Below are 8671 nucleotides of genomic sequence, written 5' to 3' on the forward strand. Positions count from 1 at the left end.
TGCTGCACGCCGCGTTGTCGCTCACACGCACCCCGTGGGCGCCATTGGACGCCTCAGGAGGCTCGCCGGCTCAAGCCTAAGCCGAATCGCACGCCGACGCGCCGACGCCGCCAGCCGTCACAGCGAGAGCGCCGTTCGCGGGCTCGATGGAGAAAACGGATTTTGCAGGGCCGACTATTTCGCCGGCATCGGCTGGGGCGCCAGCGAGCGCCTCGTCGCGCTGCTGCTGACGGCCGACGGCGAACCGCTGCTGATCGCACCGGCCTTCGAGGAGGGCTCGCTGGACGCGGTGCTGCGCATTCCGGCGGCCAAGCGGCTGTGGGAGGAACACGAGGATCCGCATGCACTGGTGGTCACCGCCATGGCCGAGCGCGGCGCACGCACGCTGGCGCTGGATCCGGATGCCGCCTTCCGCATCGCCACAGGGTTGCGCCGCCACCTGGATGCAGGCCGCATCGTCGACGCCCAGCCCATCATCGACGGCTGCCGCATGTGCAAGAGCGCTGCCGAGCTGGCGCTGATGCAGCATGCCTGCGACATCACGCTGCAGGTGCAGCGCCTGGCCGCCGGCGGTGCACGCGAGGGCATGGGCACGGACGAGCTGGTGCGCTTCATCGACCAAGCGCACCGCGCGCTGGGCGCGGACGGCGGCTCCACCTTCTGCATCGTTCAGTTCGGCCATGCGACGGCCTATCCGCACGGCATCCCAGGCGTGCAGCAACTGCGCCGCGACGAGCTGGTACTGATCGACACCGGCTGCAGCATCGAAGGCTACAACTCGGACGTGACGCGCACCTGGATCTTCGGCGAGGCAAACGCGGAGCAGCGGCGCATCTGGGCGCTGGAGCGCGCGGCCCAGCAGGCCGCCTTCGACGCGGTGCGCCCCGGCGTGCCCTGCGAGGCGGTGGACGCCGCCGCGCGCGGCGTGCTGGAGGCTGCCGGCCTCGGCCCCGGCTATCGCCTGCCGGGCCTGCCGCACCGCACCGGCCATGGCTGCGGCCTGTCCGTCCACGAGGCGCCCTATCTGGTGCGCGGCGACACACGGGCGCTGGCGCCGGGCATGTGCTGCAGCAACGAGCCGATGATCGTCGTGCCGGGCCGGTTCGGCGTGCGGCTCGAGGACCATTTCCACGTGACCGAGGACGGCGCTCGATGGTTCACGCCGCCGTCCGTCGCGATCGACAGGCCGTTCTCCGAATAGAGGCGGCGCCTCAGCGGCCCGCCAGCCTGAACTGGCGCACGACCTGGGCCAGCAGGTCCGCCTGCTGCTTCAAGCTCTCGGCCGCGGCCGCGCTCTCCTCGACGAGCGCCGCGTTCTGCTGGGTCATCTCGTCGAGATGCGAGACCGCCTGACCGACCTGCCGGACGCCGGTGGCCTGCTCGGACGACGCCGTCGCGATGTCGCCGATGAGGCCGCTCACGCTGCGTACCTGCTGCAGCACGCTGGCCATGACCTCGCCGGCCTGGCCGGCCTGGCCGACGCCGGCCTCGACCTTGGCAGTGCTGTCCTCGATGAGGCCCTTGATCTCGCGCGCGGCCGTGGCGGAGCGCTGGGCCAGCGCGCGCACCTCGCCAGCGACCACCGCGAAGCCACGACCGTGGTCGCCGGCCCTGGCCGACTCGACCGCCGCGTTCAACGCAAGGATGTTGGTCTGGAAGGCGATCGCGTCGATGACAGAGATGATCTCCCCTATCTTGCGGGACGACGACGCGATGTCGCCGATGGTCGTGATGACATGCGACACGGCCGAGCCGCCCGATTCGGCCGTCGACGCGGCGGAAGCCGCCACGCGGTTGGCCTCCGCTGCCGACGCCGAGTTGCTCGCGACGGTCGACGTCATCTGGTGCATGGAAGCCGTCGTCTCCTGCAGGCTGCTCGCCTGCGACTCTGTCCTCTGACTGAGGTTGGCGTTGCCTGCGGCGATCTCGTTGGCACCCAGCGCAATGCTGTCGCTGGCCTCGCGGACCTGGTGCACGATGTCCCTGAGGTTGGCCACCATCTCCTGCATGGCCGTCTGCAGCGTCCCCAGCTCGTCCGTCGAGTGCCGCTGAGAAAGCGGCAGCGTCAGGTCACCGTCCGCCACCTGCTTGACCGCCACGACGGCGTCCCGCAGCGGCTGCAGGATGGAGCGCGCCATCGCGATGGCGACGAAGATGCTCAGGGCCGCGGCGAACGCAACGAGGGACCAGGTCACCAGCTTGGCCCTGCCGTACGACGCCTGGGCCTCGTCGCTGGCGGCGGCGCCGCCGCGCGAGTTCAGCCGGATGTCTTCGCTGATCGCCTTCGACAGCGCCTTGAAGATGTCGGCACTGGCACCGTTGACCTCGCGCCGGATGCTTTCGGGGTCGGCCTTGCCGGCCAGCTTCGCCTGCAGCCGGTCATGCTCGATGAGATAGCGCTGCCACTGGGCCTCTATCTGCTCGGCCAGCCCGCGCTCCTCCGGCGTCGTGACGGTGGGCAGGTATTCCTTCCAGGCGGCGGCGAAGGCCTTCCTGGCCTCGTCGGCCATGGCCAGCGTCTCGTCCTGCCCGCCCTCGGCCGAACCCAGCCGCAGCGTGGCGCGCCGCATGCTGCTGGAGGCATGGTCCATCGCCCCCAGGTCCTCGACGCTGGCCAGCCAGTTCGTGGACAGGTCGAGCACATTGGCATTGATGCGGCTCATCTGCAGGGAGCCGAAGCCGGCCGTCACGAGCAGCAACGCCACCTGGACGGAGAACGCAATCGCCAAGCGCCGGGCGACGGAAATCTGGCGGATCCAATCCATTGACATCTCCCCTTGGCAGCCGACGGGCCGCCATTGCAAATTCACGCGCGATGCGGGCGACGGAATCGGACGAGGCGCCCGTGGAACTAGGCCGACTCCCCGTGCAACGGCAGGTGCTGCTCCAGGGAGAACTCGGCGAGCTGATGGGACGGGAGGGCCTTGCTGAACAGAAAGCCCTGGATCAGGTCGCAACCGCGCTCACGCAGGAAGTCCAGCTGCGCCTCGGTTTCGACACCCTCGGCCACGAGCGTCATGTTCATCGACTTGCCTATCGTGATGATGGCCTGGGCGATGGCCTGGTCTTCGCTGTTGCTCTCGAGGTCCCGCACGAAGGCCCTGTCGATCTTGAGCGTGTCTATGGGGAACAGCTTGAGCTTGGCCAGCGACGAATAGCCGGTGCCGAAGTCGTCGACGGCCACCTTCATGCCCATGCGCTTGAATTCATGCAGCAGCGCGATGCAGCGCTCCTCGTCCTGGCCGAGCATGCTCTCCGTGATCTCCAGCTCCAGCGCGGTGGGGTCCATGCCCGTTTCCTGCAGCACCCTCCGGACGTCGGCCAGCAGGTTCTCGTCGGCGAACTGACCCGCCGAGAGGTTGACCGCCATCTTGAGGGGCGGAAGGCCCTGGGCCCGCCATGCCACATACTGCCTGCAGGCCTGCTCCAGCACCCAGCGGCCGATCTCGACGATGAGCCCGATCTCCTCCGCGACCGGGATGAACTGCACCGGCGAGACGGCGCCCATCGTCGGATGCTGCCAGCGCAGCAGCGCCTCGACGCCGTCGATCTGGCCCGACGCGAGACCGATCTTGGGCTGGTAATGCACGCTGAGCTGCCGCTGCTCGAAGGCCCGGCGCAGCTCCGACTCGAAGGCCAGCCGCTCGACAGAATGGTGGTTGAACGAAGCGTTGTAGAAGGAGAAGTCGTTGCGCCCATGCTCCTTGACCTGGTAGAGCGCGATGTCGGCATGCTTCATCAACAGATGCTCATCCCTGCCGTCTATGGGGAAGGCGCTGATGCCTATGCTTGCGGCGGTACGGATCTCCTGGCCCTGCAGGCGCACAGGCTTGGCGATGGCGATGAGAAGCCGGCGGGCGAGGCCCGCAAGCCATGTCGGCGCGTCAAGGCCCGGCACCAGGATCACGAACTCGTCGCCGCCCATTCGGCAGACATGGGCACTGTCGCCGCAGACCTCGGTCAGCCGATCGGCCACCGTCCTCAGCAGGCGGTCGCCGTTGTCATGGCCCAGCGTGTCGTTGACGTTCTTGAATCGGTCCAGGTCCAGGAACAGCACGCCCAGCACCTTGGAATCGGCCTCCGCCTGCGGGAGCAGGCGCTCCATGAGCCGCGTCAACTCGGTCCGATTGGCAAGGCCGGTCAGCTTGTCGGTGTACGCCAGGATCTCCGCATGGTGCATGGCCTCCTTGACCAGCGCCATCTCCAGCGCAAGCTCCCGCTGATTGCGCTGCAGGTCGTCGGCCAGGTGGTTGAAGGCGAGCGCGAGGTCGCCGACCTCGTCGGGGTCCAGCGGCGGCACGCGCGCCGCGGTATTGCCGGTGGCGAAGGCGCGCACGCCCAGGTGGATCTGCCCGATGTTCCGGCCCAGCCTGCGCACGACCCGCAGGCCGCCCATGCCGATGCCCGCGACGGCCATCAACCCGGCAAGGCCGACGGCGTACAGCGTCCAGGCGTTCTCCTTGTACAGCTGTTCGGCGATGTGGGTGTACTCCAGCACCACCACGCCGACGATGGGGGCGTCCCGCGCCACCGAGGCGCGGACGGGCACCACCATTTGCTTGGCGCCGGTCGGATGCTGACCGCTGACCTCGATGAAGGCGCGCGACTGTCCATCGCGCAGCGTCTGGCCGATCTCGTCGCCCCGGTCCTCGTTGTAGGGCGTCCCGATCTCCTGCGGCACGATGTCGCCGATGGTGATGCGACGCGCGTCCAGGATGAATAGGTCGCGCTTGTACAGCTCGTCCAGGCTCTCGACATAGCCCTGCAGATCCCGCTCGCGGTGGCCGGCTTCCAGGGCCACGGAGGCCGCCAGGTTGCGGGCCTCCAGCTTGGCCGCGCCTTCGATCGTCTGCAGCAGCACGGCGATGGCCGCGCCGGTCAGGATGAGCACGGCGGCGCATGCCGCAACGACGACGGCAAGCAGCTTGGTCTTGACACTGATCCCGCGCACGCCCCAATGCGTGAACGTGGCGGCTCGATCAAAACCGGGCGCAGCCATCTCGCCGCGCAACGCGTCCTCGGCCCCGCCCGCCGGCTGCAGCACAGCCAGTGGCTCGCCCGGCCGCTCGCTTCCCGATGGGCTCGCTTTCATCAAACGCTCCTGCACGGGCGGTCACCGCGCCGGCGACCTATTCTGCTGACGCGTTAGGCAATGCACAAGCCAGTTGGGCCGCGGCCACGGCGGCAGCGCCACCGGCTCCCGCTGCAACGGGAGCCGCGTCGGCTACAACGGCAGGCGCAGGGCAGCCAGCTCCTGTCGCAATGCCGCGTTCTCGGCCTCCAGCGCCGCCACGCGCTGGCGCAGCGCATCCACGTCATGCTCCGGCACGACCGCCGCCTGGGTCGGCACCGCATCGGCCGCCGCATCCGGCGCGTCGCCGGCCGCGGGGGACCTGCGCTTGGCCTCGCGGGCACGCTTGGCGGCCTGCTTGAGCTCCTCGGCCCCAGCGGTCGCCGCCGCGGCCTGTTCCTCGGCCGGCAGCGTGGCGACGGCCGCGGCCGCGTTGATCGAGATCGTGCCGGCCTTCACTGCAGCCACCAGCTCCGGCGTGCCGCGCTTCTGGATCTTCTCGATCTGCACCACCTGGCTGCTGCTCAACCTTGCGGCCCGGGCCAGCGCCTCGCGCGTCTCCAGAGCCTCGGCGGGCGGCGGCGCAGCCTCCACGCTCGCCTCCACCGCCTGGGCCTGCACCTCGGTGGCCGGCGCCTCCGCCTCGGCGCGGCGCGCGCGCCGCTCGGACACGATCTCGCGCTTGCGCAGCGCCAACACGCCGCGCTGGAAGTCCGAGATGCTGCGCCGGCCCAGGTGCTGATCGATCATCCACAGGTGTACGTCCTCGATGGACTTGAAGCGCGGGTTCTGCACCGTCTTGAAGGGCAGGCCGTGCTTGCGGCAGATGCCGTAGCGGTTGTGCCCGTCCACGAGCACCTCGCCCCACAGCACCAACGCATCACGGCAGCCCTCGGCCAGCAGGCTGCGCTCCAGCGCGTCGTGCTCCTCCGGCGTCAACGGATCGATGTAAGCCTTGAGTTCTTCGTTGACGACGATGTCCATGGCGGCCGGGGCGTGCATGCGGGCAAAAAGGGGGCGCATTCTAGAGAGTCCCGGACGACTCGCCCGCCTCCAGGGGCGCGAGCAGCAAGTTCAGCTCGGGCGCGCCGAACTTGCTCAAGGCCCCGCCGTCGTCGCGGCCCAGAAGGCCGTCGGCCAGCGCTTGCTTGCGCGACTGCAGCTCCAGCATGCGCTCCTCGATGCTGCCCTGGGCCACGAGCTGGTAGACGAAAACCGGCTGCTCCTGCCCGATGCGATGCGCTCGCGCGCTCGCCTGGGCCTGCACGGCCGGGTTCCACCAGGGGTCCACGTGAATGACGGTATCGGCAGCGGTGAGGTTCAGGCCCACGCCGCCGGCCTTCAGGCTGGCAAGCAGGATGGGTTCCTCGCGCGCCTGGAAGCGCCGAACGACCTCGCCACGCTGGCTGGCAGGCGTCTGTCCGGTCAGGCGCAGGTGCGGCAGCTTCAGCGCGTCGAGTTCCGCGGCGATCAGGTCGAGCATCTCGGTGAACTGCGAAAACACCAGCAGCCGCCGGCCCTGGGCCACGAAGTCAGGCAGGTGCTCGCGCAGCCATTCCAGCTTGGCTCGCTCGGTGTGCGGGGCCAGCGCCACGCCCTTGAGCAGGCGCGGGTCGCAGCAGACCTGGCGCAGCTTGAGCATGGCGTCCAGCACGCTGATGAGGCTGGTGGGCGTGAAGCCGTCGCTGGCCAGTATGCGCCGCACCATGTGGTCGGCCGCGACGCGCACGCTCTCGTAGAGCTGCTTCTGCTGGCCCACCAGCGTGACGCGCCGGACCAGCTCGGTCAGCGGCGGCAGCTCGGTGGCGACCTCGGTCTTCATGCGGCGCAGGATGAAGGGCCGCACGCGCGCAGCCAGCAGCCGTGCGCGCGCGCCGTCGCGATTGACCTCGATGGGCTTGCGCCAGTGGCGCGCGAACGTGCGCGAGTCGCCGAGGAAGCCCGGCATCAGCAGGTCGAACAGTGACCACAGCTCGCCGAGGTGGTTCTCCAGCGGCGTGCCGGTGAGCGCGAGGCGGTGGCGCGTCTGCAGCCGGCGCAGCGCGCGGGCCGCACGGGCCTGCGCGTTCTTCACCGACTGGGCCTCGTCGAGGATCAGCAGATGCCAGGGCTGGGCCGACAGCGTGCGCAGGTCGCGCCAGACGAGGTTGTAGGTGCTGAGCACGACGTCGGCGCCCGCGAGCTGGGCCGCCTCGCGATCGGCGCCATGCCAGGTCAGCAATCCGAGCCCGGGCGCGATGCGCGCGGCCTCCTGCTGCCAGTTGAACAGCAGCGAGGTCGGCACGATGACCAACGCCGGACGATCCAGCCGGCCGGCCTGTTTCTCGGCCCAGACATGGGCCAGCGCCTGGGCCGTCTTGCCCAGGCCCATGTCGTCGGCCAGGATGCCGGCGAGGTTCTGCTCGCGGAGGTACTGCAGCCAGGCCAGGCCGTGCAGCTGGTAGGGCCGCAGCGGCAGGCCCAGGCCCGGTGGCTGTGCCATCGCCGCGGGTGCGCCGGCCGCCAGCAGGCGCCGGCCCGGCGCCCTCAGGCCGGCGTCGCCGTGGATCTGCCAGCGGCCGCGCGATTCGTCCTCGATGCAGCGCAGGCGCTCGGCATCCCATTCGCCCAGCTTGAGCGGCTTGCCCTTCTCCAGCTCCACCGGCTTCAGCAGGTCCAGCAGCGCCAGCATCATGGCCTTCAACGGCGCGGCCTGGGCGTGATAGCGGCGGCCGCCGGGCGCACGCAGCGAGACGATCGCGTCGTCCTCGATGGCGGCGATGGCAATGGCGTCCAGCCAGCGCTTGTCGCGGCGCAGCAGGTTGGCGATCAGCGGGGCGAGGTCGAGCTGCTTGCCGTCCACCTCCATGCCCAGGCTGACCAGCCAGGCCCCGGTGCGCCGCTCCAGGCCCAGGCCTTCGACGCGGCGGCCGGGCTTGGGCGCCTCGGGCGCGGCCTCCTCCAGCCCCAGCTGCCAGCCGCTGACGAACTGGCTGTGATGGGCAAAGCCCGGCTCCGTCGTGACCTGCCAGCCCTGGGCCAGCAGCTCGGGCACTTTGTCGGCCTGGAAGTCGCCGAAGAACTCCTCCTGGGCCAGGGTCCAGAGCGATTCACCCAAAGCCTGTGGCGCGCCGCGCCATTGCAGCAGGGCAGGGTCCAGCCGCACGAGGCCGGCGCCGAGCAGCATCTGCTCGGATGGCAAATCTGGCGAGGCCAGTTGCGCCACCGTCACCTGCTCGCCGCGCGGGCCCAGCACGCCACGCGGGCGCAGGCCCAGCAGGCCGTCGCCGCGCGTCAGCGTGCGCAGCGTGAGGTGGGGTGGTGGCGTAGACATCGCGACAGTCTCGCAGCCCGCGAAGCCCTCGCTATGGAACACATGGGGTGGCCGAGGCCACCCCATGTGTTCGGATGCGGATTCCGGCGGGTACGACCGCCTGTGCAGCTTCAAATTGACCAAACCACCGCCGACCGGAACAGTTTAGGTTTGTCCGACACCTGCCCGTCGCGCTGTGCAGGTCTGCGCATCAAGCCGACTTGAGGGCAGGTGTTGGATAAACCTCTAGGGAGGAAACCGCGGCGCATGTGGCAACGGTTGTCGAGGCCTCGTTGCTATGGCGATTC

Annotated in this window: 5 protein-coding genes; 1 reads left to right on the forward strand and 4 read right to left on the reverse strand. The window is 69.7% G+C overall.

From position 1 onward, the window contains the following. Positions 1-1201, forward strand: a 1201-nt coding sequence (locus JOY88_RS06715; RefSeq protein ID WP_367269789.1) for a M24 family metallopeptidase, incomplete at its 5' end; no start/stop codon positions are given. 10 nt (positions 1202-1211) lie between these two features. Here JOY88_RS06715 and JOY88_RS06720 read toward each other — a convergent pair. The 4 genes from JOY88_RS06720 to JOY88_RS06735 form a co-directional block, all read right to left on the reverse strand. Continuing rightward, complete coding sequence (locus JOY88_RS06720; protein WP_293501423.1) at positions 1212-2765, reverse strand: methyl-accepting chemotaxis protein; 1554 nt, start codon at positions 2763-2765, stop codon at positions 1212-1214. 86 nt (positions 2766-2851) lie between these two features. Further along, the gene (locus JOY88_RS06725) at positions 2852-5092 is read right to left on the reverse strand and encodes a putative bifunctional diguanylate cyclase/phosphodiesterase (protein WP_293501424.1); all 2241 of its coding nucleotides are present in this window, start codon (positions 5090-5092) and stop codon (positions 2852-2854) included. A gap of 132 nt (positions 5093-5224) precedes the next feature. Continuing rightward, complete coding sequence (locus tag JOY88_RS06730; RefSeq protein ID WP_293501427.1) at positions 5225-6055, reverse strand: ParB N-terminal domain-containing protein; 831 nt, start codon at positions 6053-6055, stop codon at positions 5225-5227. A 40-nt stretch (positions 6056-6095) separates the two neighbouring features. Continuing rightward, positions 6096-8384, reverse strand: a complete 2289-nt coding sequence (locus tag JOY88_RS06735) for a DEAD/DEAH box helicase (protein WP_293501425.1) — start codon at positions 8382-8384, stop codon at positions 6096-6098. Between the last annotated feature and the right edge of the window lie 287 nt (positions 8385-8671).

Source organism: Roseateles sp. (genome assembly GCF_019237615.1).
Lineage (GTDB): Bacteria > Pseudomonadota > Gammaproteobacteria > Burkholderiales > Burkholderiaceae_C > Pelomonas.

Bases quoted from the DNA above. Each gene is read 5' to 3' on its own strand.
- JOY88_RS06720 (WP_293501423.1), bottom strand. From the start codon at position 2,765: ATGGATTGGATCCGCCAGATTTCCGTCGCCCGGCGCTTGGCGATTGCG.
- JOY88_RS06730 (WP_293501427.1), bottom strand. From the start codon at position 6,055: ATGGACATCGTCGTCAACGAAGAACTCAAGGCTTACATCGATCCGTTG.
- JOY88_RS06735 (WP_293501425.1), bottom strand. From the start codon at position 8,384: ATGTCTACGCCACCACCCCACCTCACGCTGCGCACGCTGACGCGCGGC.
- JOY88_RS06725 (WP_293501424.1), bottom strand. From the start codon at position 5,092: ATGAAAGCGAGCCCATCGGGAAGCGAGCGGCCGGGCGAGCCACTGGCT.